This window comes from Sorangium sp. So ce1014 (assembly GCF_051521505.1).
Lineage (GTDB): Bacteria > Myxococcota_A > Polyangia > Polyangiales > Polyangiaceae > Sorangium.
Genome location: NZ_CP150356.1, coordinates 12,195,022 through 12,208,795 on the forward strand (window position 1 = coordinate 12,195,022; position 13,774 = coordinate 12,208,795).

Sequence of the window (13,774 nt, forward strand, 5' to 3'; positions counted from 1 at the left end):
CACCATGCGAACCCGCCGCTCCGCCCCCGCCTTGCTCGCGCCGCTCGGCGCCGTCGGCCTCGTTGCCCTGGCCGGCCTGGCCGGCTGCGACGAGCCGAACCTGCTGCGCGCCAAGCCGATCGAGAACCGGTTCGAGCTGGTCGGCGGCCCTGTGGCGATGGCCGATGTCGGCGATTTCCTTCTGGAAAACGACCAGATCCGGGTCGCGATCCTGGGGCCGCGCCACTCGCCGGGGCCGGGCGTCTACGGCGGCTCGCTTGTCGACGCCGACCTGCGCCGCCCCGACCCGCGCTTCGCGAGCGCGTCGGGGCGCGATCGCTTCGCCGAGGCGTTCCCTGTCGCCAACCTGCTCGTGCCGGATCCGGGCGCCACCGAGGTCTTCGTGGCGCGCGACGGCTCCGACGGGCAGGAGGCGATCCTCCGGGTCGAGGGCGACGGCGGGTTCCTCTTCCACGCGCTCGGCGTGCTGAGGACCCAGGAGGACATCCTCGGCCTCCTGTTCGACGGCCTCAAGCCGGACCTGCGCTTCCGCACCGACTACATCCTTCGCCCGGGCGAGCGGTTCGTCACGATCCGCACGACGCTCCTGCTGCCAGACAGGGCGGTGGGGTGCCCGAGCGTCGGCTCCTGCGCGCTCGAGTGCGAGCACGGCCTCGCGGCGGGCGACGACGGCTGCCCCGCGTGCGCCTGCGGCGAGCCGCTCTCGCTCGACAACTACACCGGGCCCTCGGACATCTTCCGGGGCATCCTCGGCGACGACCGCACCAAGGGCCCCGAGCGGAAGGGCGGCATCGTCGCCGGCGATTTCGTCTTCTTCGGCAACCAGAACGACATCTTCGGCCCCGGCATCGGGTTCGACGAGGAGAAGGCGGTGTTCGACGCCCTCTTCTCCGGCCGCGACACGTTCCAGCGGCCGCTCAGCTTCGACTTCGTGGCCGCGGCGGGCGGCGACGTCAGCTACGGCTACTTCACGAAGGCGAGCCCGGGCGACCCGCCCTCCACGGTCAACGTCCCGGTCTTCACGAGCGCGGCCACCGCCTTCCTGAGCGCCGGCAAGAGCTGCCTCGCCGCGGGCGACGACGACGAGGCGTGCGACAGCAAGCGGTCGTTCACCTACGAGCGCTACTTCGCCGTGGGCGAGGGCGACATCGCGAGCGTCGCCGAGGTGGTCCACGCCGCCCGCGGCACGGAGACCGGCGCGCTCGAGGGCGTGGTCCGGTGGCGGTCGACCGGCGAGCCCGTGCCGAACGCGCGCGTCCACGTCTTCCGCGACCCCGATCCGGGCGCGCGCTTCGCGAGCGTCGACGAGGTGGTCGAGGCGAACCTCGCGCGCTCGGGCGACGTGGGGCTCCTCCTCTCCATCGACGCCGACCTCGGGCTCGATCCGGTGGAGGACGGCGATTTCCACGCGCGGCTCGTGCCCGGCGGCTACCTGCTCGTCGCGGAGAGCCCGGGGGGCACGGCGCTGTCCGCGCCGATCCGCGTCGCGCTCGGCGCCGGGGCCGCGGTCTCGGTCGCGGCGGACCTGCCGAGCCCTGCGCGCCTCGCGTACCGGGTCATCGACGAGGGCGGCCGGCTCGCCCCCGCCAAGCTGACGTTCGTCGCGCTCGACGCCGCGGGGCAGCCGCGCGAGGGCGACGGCCTGCGGCGGGTCTACCTCGGCCACGGCCGCCTCGGCAGCGGCGTCCGGCAGATCGAGCGCTCGGCGACGGGCGACGGCTCGGTCGAGCTCGAGCCTGGCCGCTACCGTGTCCTCGTCACGCGCGGGCCCGAGTTCGGCCGGTTCGAGGTCCCGGACCTCGAGGTGCGCGCCGGGGAGATGCGCCGGATCGAGGCGGTCGTGCCGCGCGAGGTCGACACGACGGGCTGGATGTCGATCGACATGCACCTGCACCAGCGCCCGAGCTTCGACAGCGGCATGCCGCTCGAGGAGCGGGTGACCTCCGCGGTCGTCGAGGGGCTGGAGATCGCGGTGGCGACCGATCACGACGTGCACACCGATCTCGAGCCTGCGGTGAAGCAGCTGGGGCTCGAGCCGTTCTTGAAGACGGCGATCGGCGCCGAGGTCTCGACGCTCGAGCTCGGGCATTTCATCGGCTTCCCGCTCGGTTACGACGAGCTCTCGGTGCCGGATCACGGCGTCTTCGACTGGGTCTGCCGCGCGGGCGGGGACGTGATGGACGGCATCCGCGGCACGGCGGCGGACGGGGAGGACGCGCTCATGATCGTCGCTCACCCGCGCGACGGGTTCATCGGGTACATCGACCAGCTCGGCGTCGACCCGTTCACGCTGGACCGGACGATCCCCACGCTCGAGGCGAGCAACCCGCTGTTCCAGGCGGGCAGCTGTGATTTCGACGCGATGGAGGTCTTCAACGCGAAGCGGTTCGATCTGCTCCGGACCCCCACGGTGCAGGAGGTGGTCGATTTCAACCGCTGCCTGTCCCGGATCGACGCCGCGGAGGACGAGGCGTCGCTCGGCGCGGCGTGCAGCGAGCTCCCTTCCGGCCTGCCGGCGTGCCGGCCTGGCGAGCGGTACGCTGTGTGCCAGCAGCGCGCCCGCTCAACGCTCGCCTGGGCGGTCACAAGGCGGATCCTGACGAGGACGCCCGAGGAGCAGGAGGCGATCTGGGGGTTCGACAGGACCGCGGCCGAGGGCGAGGCGCTCTGTCTTGTCGGCGAGGGGGGAGCGGTCCCGGAGGAGAACGCGGATCGGCCGTGCACCTTCCATGCGGGCCAGGTCGACGACCTGTTCCGCTACCTCGATCACGGCTTCTCCCCGACGCAGATCGCGAGCAGCGACAGCCACGGCGCCTCGCCGGAGCCGGGCTTCCCGCGCACCTACTTCCGCTCGCCGACCGACCAGCCTGCGGCGATCGAGCTCGGCGAGGTCACCGGGTCGCTGCGCGCGGGCAGCGCGTTCGCGACGTACGGTCCGTTCGTGCGCGCGGGCGTCGGCGGCGTGACGTTCGGCGGCGTGGCGCCGGTGCAGGGCGACACGGTGCCGCTCGACCTGCGAATCGAGACGGCGAGCTGGTTCGGCGTGGATCGCGTCGAGGTGTACGTGAGCGGCCGGCTGGTCCGGGTGCTCGAGCCGGACGCGGGCCCCTCGGCGATCGTGGACGTCGACGGGCGGATCGAGCTGCCGGCGCCGCCGTCGGACGGCTGGGTCGTGGTGGTGGCGATGGGGCTGCGCGACGAGAACCTCCTCACGCCGGTCGCGTTGCCTGTGTCGTTCGGCGAGCTCCAGCTGCCGCGGGTCGCGAGCCTTGCGTTCACGCAGGTCGAGGCGCTCTCCCGGTTCTTCACGGCCTCTCCGCCGGTCCCCGACTGGTACCCGGTGGCGCCCTATGCGGTGACGAACCCCATCTTCCTGGACCGCGACGGCAACGGCGTTTACGACGCCCCGCGCGGCCCGCCTCCGTTCTGCGCGAGGCCGTGCGACCCGGCGGTGATCGACCCGTCGCAGTGCCCGCAAGGGCAGGAGTGCCTTCAGGACGAGGCGGTGTGCGGGATCTTCGTGCTGGGGCGCTGCGAGGACAAGCAGGCGTCGCGGTAGCGCCCGGCGGGTGGGCGCGCGGCCGCGCCGACCTCCGGGGCGGCGGCGATGGATGGCGGAGCGCGCCGCGGGCTCAATGGGCCGCTCCGGCGCGGGACGGCGCGAGCGCGTGGGCGACGGCGCTCTGCAGCGTCGCGTGGGCGACGATGCCGCGAAGGTCGATCCCTCCCTGCACGAGCGCGCGGGCGACCTCCGGCTGCATGCCGGTCAAGATCGCGCGCGCGCCGAGCAGCCGCAGCGCCGACGCGGTGCGGATCAGCGTGTCGGCGACCCCGGCGTCGACGTGCTTCAGGCCCGTGATGTCGATGATCACGACCGACGGGTTGTGGCGCTGGACGCCGACGAGGGTCGCCTCCAGCACCTGCGCGGCGCGCACCGCGTCCATCGTCCCGATGAGCGGCATGACCAGGACACGATCGGTGATCGGGATGATGGGCGTCGCCATCTCCGAGAGGCGCAGGCGCTGCACCTCGATGATCTCCTCCTGGAGAGCCGCCCGGCCTTGCTCGGCGCGCTCGCGTTCGCCGAGCTCCTCGAGCAGCCGTTCATTGGTCCGGTTCAGCTCTTCTGCCTTCTGCGACAGGCGTTCGTTGACCGAGCAGAGCTCTTCGGTGCGTCGCTGCACCTCGCTCTCGAGCCGGTCGTTCATGGCGCGATGCCCCTCGGAGACCTCCTGCAGGCGACCGTAGAGCAGCGCGTTCTCGAGCGCCGCTGCGACCTGCGCGCCCAGGAGGCGGAGCAGCTCGGCCTGCTCCGCGGTGAAGGCGCCGCTGGCGAGCGCGTTCTCGACGTACAGCACGCCCGTGAGCCGGTTCTGGTGGATGAGCGGAAGGCCCATCACCGACTTCGGCCGGCGCGCGGAGAGGTAAGGATCCGCCGCGAAGCGAGGGCTCGCCGCGGCGTCGTCCAGGATGACGAGCTCTCGCGTGCGGGCCACGTAGTGGACGATGCTGACCGGCAGATCCGAGGACTCCTCGAGCGGACGCCGGAGCTCCACCTCGATCGATTCAGGGTCGATCGTGATGGCCGCCTCGATGACCAGCCCTCCCTCGCGCGCGAGCACCAGGAAGCCGCGCTGGCCGCCGGCGCTCGAGAGAACGGCGCGCATCACGCGCTCGAGCGCCCTCCCGAGCACGAGCTCGCTGGAGATCGCGTGCGTCGCCTGCAGCACCGCCGCGACATCGACGAGCTTGTTGAGGAGCGGGTGGCTCACCGACACGGTGCTCGATCGAGAGAGGGTCTGATCGCGCTCCGCCGCGGGCGCTCGATCGACGGGAAGCGCGTCGAGCCCGTGCTGCCGGATCAGCGCTGCGGCCTTTCGTTCAGCCCCCCACTGCCGGTAGGCGTGCATCGCCGCGTTCAGGTAGAGCGTGGCGATGCGCCGCCGGCCCTTGCGAGCGTAGTACAGCCCGGCCAGCTCCGACGCGAGCGCTTCGTACTGTATGAACTCGCTCTGACGGGCGGCGTCGATGGCGTCGTCGTAGAGCTCCGTCGCCTCCCCGTCGCGGCCGGAGGTGCGCGCCATCTCGCCGAGGACCAGGAGGTGCTTCGCGCGGAAGTTGTCAGGGCACTGGCTCGCCCAGAGCTCGAGCTTCTCGAGCGACGCGGAGAGCGCCTCGGCGTGCCGCTGCCGCTCGCCCTCGTCGTGCTCGCCGAGCGCGATCAGCGTGAGCGCGAAATAGAAGTGGTATGTCGCCTCGATCGGCATCGCCATGACGGCCCCGAGGACGGGACGCGCCGCCTCCGCCGCAGCGAGCGCCGCCTCGGGGCGGCCGTGGGAATAGAGCAGGATGAGCCGGATGATATGATAGAAGGCGATGCCGCACCCGAAGCTCGCCCGGGTGAGCGCGGCCAGGCACTCCTCCTCGGCGAAGCCCTCCTCGTTCAGCGAGGCGTCGGCCTCCGTGAGCCCCTTCAGGCTGCGCAGAAACTGCTGCTCCAGCCGGATGGTCTCGAGGACGGCGTGATTGCCTGTCTTGCGCGCGAACGACGCGAAGCGCTCGGCGACGCGGTGGACCTCCGCCAGCGGATCGCCCTTCTCGTAGACCTGCCAGACGGTCTCGAAGGCGAGGTAGCTCGCGTACACCAGGTCGCCGGCCTCGAGGCACGCGAGGAACGCCCTCTCCAGGATGGGCAGGTCGTCCCGGATAGGATGGACCCAGAAGTTGATGTGATCGCCGTGGAGGTGCAGCAGCGTCCCCCGCAGCGCGATGTCCCCGAGCTTCTCGTTCAGCCGGATCGACATCTCCGAGAAGCGGAATCCAGAGGGGATATCGCCGAACGCCGAGACCAGCATGAGCCCGTACACGCTGTAGGCGAAGCAGGACGCCTCGGTGTTGCCGTGCCGCAGCGACAGGTTCAGCATCTTCAGCGCGATGAGCGGGAACACGCCTGGCCGCCCGATGTACGCGCAGGGCGCGCAGTCGGCGAGCAGGTGGATGACCGCGCGGATGTGCTCATCGGCGAGCAGCGGCGCGTGCAGGACGTCCTCGATGCTCCTGCCCGCCATGCTCTCGGGGATCTGCGCGATCTCGGCGGAGACGGCGGCGCCGATCTCCTCGCTCGTCTCAGGGATCTCGACGTCGAACAGGCGCAGCGCCTCCTGTCCCACAGCGACGCCCTCGTCGTAGCGGCCCGCGACCTGATAGAGCTTCATCCGCAGGCTCTGGACCCGCGCCCGATCGAGGTTTGACCGCGCCACATCGAGCAGGCGCTGGAACAGCGCCTCGGCCTCGACGAAGCGGCCGCACAGGTACTCGCACTCGGCCGCCTCCAGCGTGAGCGCCCAGCGCAGCGCGTGGTCCCCCGAGGAGCCGTCGTCTCCGATCGCGCTCCGTCCGGCGCTGAAGTACTCCGCCGCGGCCCCGTAGGCGGTCGAGCCCTTGGCCTTCCTCCCGGCGCGCAGGTTCAGGCGCCCGAGCAGATCGCGCTCGCCGGGATCGGCGATGAGGCGGGCTCCGTAGTTCAGGTGGTTCACGATGTCGAAGAGCTGCTCTTCCTGTGGCTCCCCGCGTTGACTGGCCAGCATCAGGCGGCCGACGCGCAGGTGGGCGGCGCGCTTGTGCTCGTCCGCGATGAGCGCGTAGGCCGCCTGCTGGACGCGATCGTGCAAGAACTGGTAGGAGACGGCGAACGACGCCTCGCTCGCGGGCTCGTCGTGGGATTGCTCTCCCGGCTGCACGAGCCGGTAGTCTGCGTCGATGGGGAGCAGGAGCCCTTCCTGCATGGCCCCCCACAGGTCCTGCGCCGACTGCGCGGCAGGCTGCTCGGAGATCGTCGCGAGCGTGCGCAGATCGAACCTGTGCCCGATGCACGCGGCGAGCTGCAGGGCGCGCTGGGTGGGCGGCGAGAGCCTCTGCAGCTTGGCGATCATGAACTCGACGACGTTGTCCGTCACGGCCCGCGACTCGATGGCCGCGAGGTTCCATGCCCATTGGCCGGTCTCCGGCTCGCAGCGGAGGAGCCCGTCGTCGCTCAACATCCGCAGGAACTGCCCGATGAAGAACGGGTTGCCCTGCGTCTTCCCGTGGATGAGCTCGGAGAGCTGCGCGACGTCCTGCGCCGTGCGGCCCAGGGCGTCCGAGACGAGCGCCGTCACGTCCTCCGGCGCGAGCGGCGCGAGGGGGATGTCCGTCACCGCCGCGTTCGCGGCCCGGATGGCGTCGAGGGTGATGATGAGCGGGTGCGCCGGGCTCACCTCGTTGTCGCGGTACGCCCCGACGACCAGGAGATGGCCCGTGTCGGGGTCGGTGAGAAGGAGCCGCAGCAGCCTGAGCGACGCCGCATCCGCCCATTGCAGGTCGTCGAGGAGCAGGACCAGCGGGTGCGACGGGGCGGTGAACACGCCGAGAAAGCTCCGGAACACCATGTCGAAGCGGTTCTGCGACTCGGAGGGGCCGAGCGCCGCGACGGCGGGCACCTCGCCGAGGATGAGCGCGAGCTCGGGGATGAGATCGACCAGGACCCCGGCGTTCGCGCCGAGCGCCGCGCCGAGCTCTGCTCTCCAGCGGGACAGCACCTCGGTTCGCTCGGAGAGGAAGTGCTGCACGAGCCCCCTGAACGCCTGGACGACCGAGGCGCAGGGCACGCCGCGATTCAGCTGATCGAACTTCCCGTGGGCGAAGTGGCCCCCGACCCTGGCGATCGCCTTGTAGGTCTCGTGGACCAGCGCGCTCTTGCCGACGCCGGAGTAGCCGGAGACGAGCACGAGCTCCGCGGCGCCGGCTCGGGCCCGCTCGAAGGCGGAAAGGAGCCGGTCCCGCTCCACGTCCCGGCCGTAGATCTTCTGCGGAACGCGCAGATCGTAGCTGCGATCGCTCCGCCCGATGGGGAAGGGATGGACCCGACCCGTCTGCTCGAGGGAACGCAGGCACTCCGCGAGGTCCGCCTTGACGCCGTACGCACTCTGATAGCGGTCCTCGGGGGTCTTGGCGAGGAGCTTCATGACCACCTCGGACACCGGCTGGGGCACGTCCCCGCGACGCTCGTGCGGCGGGACGGGCGGCCGCGCGATGTGGCTGTAGATGACGTCGATCGGATCGGCGTCCGAGAACGGCAGCGCGCCGGTCAGCATTTCATACAAGGTGACACCGAACGAGTAGAGATCCGCGCGGTAGTCGATGCCCCTGTTCATGCGCCCGGTCTGCTCGGGCGATAGGTACGCGAGCGTCCCTTGCAGGGTAGAGACCGAGGTCGACTCCTGGAATTCCTGCTGGAGCCGCGACGCGGCGCCGAAGTCGATGAGCGTCGCGCCGCGGAGGTCTGAGCTGATGATGATGTTTCTTGGATTGATGTCCTTGTGCGTGATGTGGCAGCGGTGCACCGCGCCGATGGCGTCGGCGATGGCGACCGAGAGCGCCAGCGCCGTGCGCAGATCCAGCCGGCGATCGTGGAGGATTGCCCGCAGGGTCGTGCCCTCGACCGCCTCGGTGACGAGGGCGAGCCCGCCGCGCGTCCTCTCGAGCGCGCACACCCGCACCACGGCATCGAGGTCCAGGTCGCGCAGCAGATGGAACTCGTGCCGTAAAAGGGCGAGATCGCGGACGCTCGGGTGCTCGCCCTTCAGCGTCTTGATGACGACCGGCCGCTGATCCGCGGCGCGGCGGCCGCGGTAAACGAGGGTCTTGCTGCCTTCATGGATCAGCTGCTCGACGACATGTCCCGGCAAATCGATCGATGCTGTGCTCATGCGTACTTGTGCTCGCGCTCGTGATGGCCCTGTCCGCCGCTGGCGTTTGCTCAACTACAGACCGAGAGCATCAGTATAGAGGAGTCCTCTGCGGTTTTGCGCGAAGAATCCAAGTAATGGCGGCTTGGCGTGTGCTGCGTCACGCTCGTGCGGCATCAGGGCGGCTGCGCGACCGCGAGGAGCCCTCTCGGCTGCGACGCCAGATCGATCGTCGGGTCGACGAGATCGCGGTAGGGCCCTCCGTTCAGCGACGCGACGACCTTGGCCGTGACGATCGGCCGCACCCCGAAGTCCTCCCGCCAGCGGTCGGCGACGTGGCGCGCGAAGTCGACGATCATGTCGGGCCGCGCGCTCATCTCCCCGAGCTGGCGGTCGGTGAGCCACGCCTCGAGGTCGAGCGACTCGCGCGCGCCGGTCCTCGGATCCAGCACGCGGATGTCGAGCTCGCTCACGTCCTTGTCGCGCAGCTTCATCCGCCACGAGAAGCGGTGTCCGGCCTCGTTCCAGGCGACGTCGCCCGGATAGACCCAGTGACGGAGCGGCACCACGAGGTGGACAAGGAGATACCCGTGGAGCAGCGCGAGCGGCAGGACGCGCCGCCACCCCGCCGCGGGAGAGGGGAGCTCGGCGCCGCCGCCCGGGCGGTCCGCGCTCTTGAACAGGCAGGGCAGCCGTCGCCTAGGCCACGAGGGATCGGCGAACAGCGCGAGCGAGGCGATCATCGCGTAGGGGAAGATCCCGATCTTGAACAGGAGAGCATTGGAGAGGTTGAACGCCACGGCGAGCGCCGCACCGAGCGGGAAGGTACGTCGGGAGAAGAGCAGGAAGCCCATCGAGAGGTCGAGGAGCAGCGCTGCATAGGAGAGCGCGAGCCCCGCGGCCGGCGTGGCGAGGAGCGGTCCGACGAGGGGCGCGCCGCGGTGCTCGGCGAGCCACATCGTGAGCGGCTGTCCCCGGAGCCAGTCGCCGTTCAGCTTCGCGATGCCGCCGTAGAAGTAGACGATCGCGATCTGGGCCTTCAGGGCGAAGAGGTAGAGGCGCGGCACGGTCTCCGCCGGCGCTCTCTGCCCCTCGTCGGCCGGCGAGGCGCGCCGCGCGCGGAGGCGATCGAGCGAGAGGGCGCGGTGCGCGGGGGCGGCGGCGAGCAGCAGGCCGAGGAGGCAGAGGAGATAGAGGTGGTTGAGGTACTGTGCTTTGTCGAGGAGGAAGACATACGTGAGCGCGGCGCAGAGGAGCGCGGCGCTCACCCGGTAGAAGAGCCCGACGGCGCAGAGGAGCGCGAGCACGAAGAGGGCGGCGAAGTGCCAGTACATCCCTGTCCCGCCCCAGGGGCGGATGAAGGGGACGAAGCTGAAGAAGAAGCCGGGCTCGACGTAATAGCGGGCTATCCGATCGTGGAGGACGTACCGGACGACCTCCCACGCGATCAGGGCGCCATAGCCGATGCGGAAGACGGCGAGCGAGGCGGCGTCGACCTCGGCGGTGAGGTGGGCCGCCCAGCGGCGCGCGAGGTCACTTCCAGTGCCCGTGTGCGTGCCCGTGCTTGTGCTTGTGCTTGTGCTTGTGCTTGCCGTGCACGTGGATGTGGACCGGTCGTCCGTCGTCGTCGTCGTCATCGTGGATCACCACCACGCCTGGAGTCGTCCTGACCTTCACGGCCACGTTCCACGTCGTCGCCACGATCACGCTCACGGCCGGCGCGCTCGGGCCGACCACGACGTGCACGCCGGGGCGATAGCCGACGAGCACCACGTCGGCGTGCGTCGGGTGCGCCACGACGACGGTGAGCTTCACGGGGTTCACCCTGGCCGCGACCGTGCCGACGCAGTAGAGGCCGCCGGGGCCGGGGGTCAGCAGGACGACCTCGGAGCCTGACCCCACAAAGCCGAGCTTGATCTTGCGGTCACCGACGGGGATCGGCTTGAGGTTCGCGTCGAGGACATACACCCTCACCTGGCCGGAGGCCTTGTCCGCGACCACCTCGACGGTGTCGTCGCCGACCACCTGGATGATCCCGCCGTTCGGGCCTGTCTTGCCCGGCGGGATGGGCCGCCTTTCGGCCTTCCGCGCGCCCTCGACGAGGACCTTCGTGCCTCCCGCGGGCACGTGGAGCGTGCCATCCCACGGCTGTCCGGCGACGACGACGTTGTACTTCACCTCGGTGAGATCGGCCTCGAGCTTGGGCCCGGCCGCGATGAGGAGCCCTGTCTTCGCGTCGAGCGCGAGCGGGACCTGCGCGTCGCCGTTCGGCCCTTTCCAGGTGAGCGTGCCGCTCACCTCCTTGTCGATGGGCTTGCCGTCAGGCGCCCTCACGATCGCCCTCACGGTGCCGTCGGGCGCGATCTCCCATCCGACCGAGCCGCCGTCGTGCTCCTCGGTCAACGGCTCTTCGAGGGCCACCGGGACGGCCTCGATCGACTCCTCGGTCACGGTGGCCTCGGCGGTGCTCTTGCACCCTGCGGCGAGGGAGCTGCCGGCGATCAGGGCGGTCAGGGCGACTACGGAAAGGACGCTCTTGGCGTGCATCAAAGCCTCCAAACAGAGGAGGCTATCGCAAGGGCTCCGGTGTGTCTGCTCGAAATATCATGCTCGGGTCACGAGGAGTGAGCCTGTGACATGGGATGTGGTAGGTTGTCGGCCTGCAGGCGTCCGTCCAGATGCGTGGCTCATCGCTGCATGGACGAGGCTGTAGCGGCGGCCGGCTGCTTCCCTGGCGAGCGCGGTGTCGGGAGAGGCGCTCCGAACGGGAAGCGACCCGCCCGACGCTGCTGCGCCGGGGTCCTCCATGCTGTCGGGCCGAAGTGCCTCTGCTTGTCGGGGGCCGGCGCGGATCGCGGCGAGCAACATGGCCGGCATCAGCGACGATCAGCTCGCGGCGCGCGATGAACCGAGGCTCGCGCGCTGTACGGTCAGCGAGAGCCGCCGCGCGCTGTGTGGCGCCGCGCGCAACGGTTGGGCGCCGGCTCGACGTTCTGGTACAGAACGGCGTCATGCTGCGCGCCCTGGAACTCGTGGAAGTCGGCCCAGCCCCGGCGATGCGCCTGGAGCTCGGCCGGCGGCTCAATTTGATGACGGGGGATAACGGCCTGGGGAAGAGCTTCGTGCTGGACGTGATCTGGTGGGCCCTCTCGGGTAGCTGGGCACGGAGCCCCGCATGGCCGCTGAGCGGAGCAAAAGAACCCAAGATATCTTATAGAATGGATGACGGCACCGGCGACACCTCCTGGTTCCACTTCGAGTCCCAGGAGTGGAGTCCCGTCGGTACGCGTCCCCGCGCGCTCGTCCTTTATGCGAAGGCGGATGGCTCCTTCGCCTTGTGGGACCCAGCTCGCAACCTCGATCCGGAGGACTACACCCGGCCGCGCGGATCGAAGCAGACCTCTCTGTTCGCCGCCTCAGGCGCCACGCGACGCTCGCCAGCGTACCTCTTCGATCCTGATGAAGTCTTGGATGGCAAGCTGCATCACGGGAAGACCATCTGCAATGGTCTCATCCGCGACTGGGTGAGCTGGCAGGAGAAAAAGCCCGAGACGCAGGGCGGACGAGCATTCCAGCATCTTTGTGAGGCTCTCGAGCAGCTCTCCCCCAACCCGCAGGGCGGTGCCGAGACGATCCTCGCGGGCAAACCCGTCCGCCTCTTCGTGGACGACACACGCGAATTCCCCACCATCGACACCGGATACGGGGAGGTGCCGGTGATCCACGCCTCCGCTGGGATGCGACGCATCATCAGCCTCGCGTACCTGATCGTCTGGGCGTGGCACGAGCACGTGGAGGCGAGCCGCTTGCTGAAGCAGGAGCCCGTGAGCGAGCTCGTCTTTCTCGTGGACGAGGTCGAGAACCACCTTCACCCGGAGTGGCAGCGCCGCATCGCTCCGGCGCTCCTCCGGGTGCTCGAGGCCCTCGCGCCATCGATGCGCGTCCAGGCGCACATCACAACGCACGCGCCGATGGTCCTCGCCTCGCTCGAGCCCCACTTCGATCCCGAGCGGGACAAGCTCTTCGTGTTCGACCTCGAGGCGCGCACCGTCGCGCTACGAGAAGTGCCCTGGGCGCGCTTCGGTGATGCTTCCCGCTGGCTGACGTCGCCTGCGTTCAACCTCCATCGCGCACGCTCGATCGAAGCGGAGCAGGCGATCGACGATGCGAGCGCGCTCATGCGCGGAGAAGAGCCTCACCGTGCCAGGACGCGTGAGGAGGTCGATCGTGCGCTTCACGACACGCTCGCCGATCAGGATCCGTTCTGGCCCCGGTGGCTGGCCTTCATCGAGGAGCGTGGGACGTGATCCGGATCGAACGTCTTCCGGAGCCCACGAGCTTCGACCAAGAGGTGCGGGCGCCCGGCAACGCTTGGCTCGCGCAGCATCCTGGCGCGCAGCCGGAGGCCATGCCGGCTCTCTGGCGCCCGGTGATGCAGTACCTCGCCGACGGATTCAAGCGCCGCTGCGGCTACTCGGCGATGTGGACCAGCCGGGGCACGGTCGACCACTACCTGAGCCGTTCCACACACCCCGAGAAGTCGTACGAGTGGGACAATTATCGGTTCGCGTCCGGGGAGATGAACAGCAGGAAGGGGACGTGGGACGACCGCGTGCTCGACCCCTTCGAGATCGAGGACGGCTGGTTCGAGATCCTCCTGCCTTCACTCGAGCTCGTGATGGTCGAGGGGCGAATCCCCCTCGAACAGCGCGATCGTGCCCGCTTTACGCTGAAAAAGCTGCGTTTGCAGGACGATGACTCCATCCTCGAGCAACGCCAGTCGTGGTACGACGAATTTCTGAACGGCGAGGTGACGCTCTCGTGGCTCTCCAGGAAAGCTCCCCTGATCGGGAAGGCCGTTCAACGCCGCCTGGATGATCTCGATCCGGCAACGATCGCCGACGAGCAGACGCACTGGCGATGGTTCCTCGATGAGGATCTCACGCTGAAGGGCTTGCACCGCAGGGCTCCGCGCCTGGCTGAGGCTGTCGAGACGGCGCTCCGGCGGCCTGACCGGCGGCGTGCCGGAGGCTGAGCGCCCGAACCTT

The 13,774-nt window shown here is 69.8% G+C and carries 6 protein-coding genes; 3 read left to right on the top strand and 3 right to left on the bottom strand.

Going from position 1 to position 13,774, the window contains the following annotated elements; genetic code table 11:
- Nucleotides 1-4: 4 nt before the first annotated feature.
- A complete protein-coding gene (locus tag WME75_RS45955) occupies nt 5-3,559 on the top strand; it encodes a PHP domain-containing protein (protein WP_437484748.1) in 3,555 nt (1,184 codons plus the stop codon).
- 73 nt (nt 3,560-3,632) lie between these two features.
- Here WME75_RS45955 and WME75_RS45960 read toward each other — a convergent pair whose 3' ends face one another.
- The 3 genes from WME75_RS45960 to WME75_RS45970 all read right to left on the bottom strand — a co-directional run bounded on the left by WME75_RS45960 (nt 3,633) and on the right by WME75_RS45970 (nt 11,273).
- On the bottom strand, nt 3,633-8,747 hold the full coding sequence (locus WME75_RS45960; protein WP_437484750.1) for an AAA family ATPase: 5,115 nt from the start codon (nt 8,745-8,747) through the stop codon (nt 3,633-3,635).
- Between the two features lie 155 nt (nt 8,748-8,902).
- On the bottom strand, nt 8,903-10,363 hold the full coding sequence (locus tag WME75_RS45965) for an HTTM domain-containing protein (RefSeq protein ID WP_437484752.1): 1,461 nt from the start codon (nt 10,361-10,363) through the stop codon (nt 8,903-8,905).
- Nucleotides 10,260-11,273, bottom strand: coding sequence for a hypothetical protein (locus WME75_RS45970; protein ID WP_437484754.1), 1,014 nt, complete (start codon nt 11,271-11,273; stop codon nt 10,260-10,262). Before WME75_RS45970 ends, WME75_RS45965 begins: the two co-directional genes overlap by 104 nt.
- 464 nt (nt 11,274-11,737) lie before the next feature.
- Between WME75_RS45970 and WME75_RS45975 the strand changes: the two genes are divergently transcribed.
- Together WME75_RS45975 and WME75_RS45980 are read left to right on the top strand one after the other, a co-directional pair.
- Nucleotides 11,738-13,033: an AAA family ATPase gene (locus WME75_RS45975; RefSeq protein ID WP_437484756.1), complete on the top strand. Its 1,296-nt coding sequence runs from the start codon at nt 11,738-11,740 to the stop codon at nt 13,031-13,033.
- Entirely contained in the window at nt 13,030-13,761 is a 732-nt protein-coding gene (locus WME75_RS45980) for a hypothetical protein (RefSeq protein WP_437484758.1), read from the top strand. Before WME75_RS45975 ends, WME75_RS45980 begins: the two co-directional genes overlap by 4 nt.
- Nucleotides 13,762-13,774 lie beyond the last annotated feature (13 nt).

Bases quoted from the DNA above. Each gene is read 5' to 3' on its own strand.
- WME75_RS45975 (WP_437484756.1), top strand. From the start codon at position 11,738: ATGCTGCGCGCCCTGGAACTCGTGGAAGTCGGCCCAGCCCCGGCGATG.
- WME75_RS45960 (WP_437484750.1), bottom strand. From the start codon at position 8,747: ATGAGCACAGCATCGATCGATTTGCCGGGACATGTCGTCGAGCAGCTG.
- WME75_RS45965 (WP_437484752.1), bottom strand. From the start codon at position 10,363: ATGACGACGACGACGACGGACGACCGGTCCACATCCACGTGCACGGCA.
- WME75_RS45955 (WP_437484748.1), top strand. From the start codon at position 5: ATGCGAACCCGCCGCTCCGCCCCCGCCTTGCTCGCGCCGCTCGGCGCC.
- WME75_RS45970 (WP_437484754.1), bottom strand. From the start codon at position 11,273: ATGCACGCCAAGAGCGTCCTTTCCGTAGTCGCCCTGACCGCCCTGATC.